The sequence below is a fragment of the Ottowia cancrivicina genome (assembly GCF_029813755.1).
GTDB lineage: Bacteria > Pseudomonadota > Gammaproteobacteria > Burkholderiales > Burkholderiaceae_C > Ottowia > Ottowia massiliensis.
The window spans coordinates 1-730 of record NZ_JARVII010000082.1 but is presented as its reverse complement, the minus strand read 5'-3'; the positions used below and the strand labels follow the sequence as shown (position 1 = coordinate 730).

Below are 730 nucleotides of genomic sequence, written 5' to 3'. Positions count from 1 at the left end.
AATCCGCCCCCTTTGCCTGTTTCCCCGGACCGCTTCCGGTTTTTTCCCTTGCGCCTGCCATGAACCTGCCCGCCTACACCCGCGCCCAAGACTTGCCTGCCACTTTGAGCAAGCGCCTGGTCATTCTGGATGGGGCCATGGGCACCATGATTCAGCGCTTCAAGCTGGACGAGGCGCAGTACCGGGGCGAGCGCTTCAAAGACTTCGCGCGCGATGTCAAGGGCAACAACGAGCTGCTCTCGCTCACCCGCCCGGATGTGATTGCCGACATTCACGACAAATACCTGGCCGCCGGCGCCGATCTGATTGAAACCAACACCTTCGGCGCCACCAGCATTGCGCAGGAGGACTACGGCATGGCCGACCTGGCCCGCGAGATGAACCTGGCCTCAGCCCGGCTGGCGCGCGCCGCGTGCGATCGCCACGCCACGCCCGGGCGCCCCCGCTACGTGGCCGGGGCGCTAGGCCCCACGCCGCGCACCGCCAGCATCAGCCCTGACGTGAACGACCCCGGCGCGCGCAACATCACGTTCGAGCAGCTGCGCGCTGCCTATCTGGAGCAGGCGCTGGCGCTGATTGAAGGCGGCGCGGACGTGCTGCTGGTGGAAACCATCTTCGACACGCTCAACGCCAAGGCTGCGCTCTTTGCCATTGAGCAAGCGTTTGACGCCACGGGCGAGCGCCTGCCCGTCATCATCAGCGGCACCGTCACCGACGCCTCGGGCCGCGT

At 66.6% G+C, this 730-nt stretch carries 1 protein-coding gene; it reads left to right on the top strand.

The window, feature by feature from the left end; all coding sequences use genetic code 11:
• Positions 1-59 precede the first annotated feature (59 nt).
• Positions 60-730, top strand: a 671-nt coding sequence (locus QB898_RS13125) for a homocysteine S-methyltransferase family protein (protein ID WP_279525307.1), incomplete at its 3' end; no start/stop codon positions are given.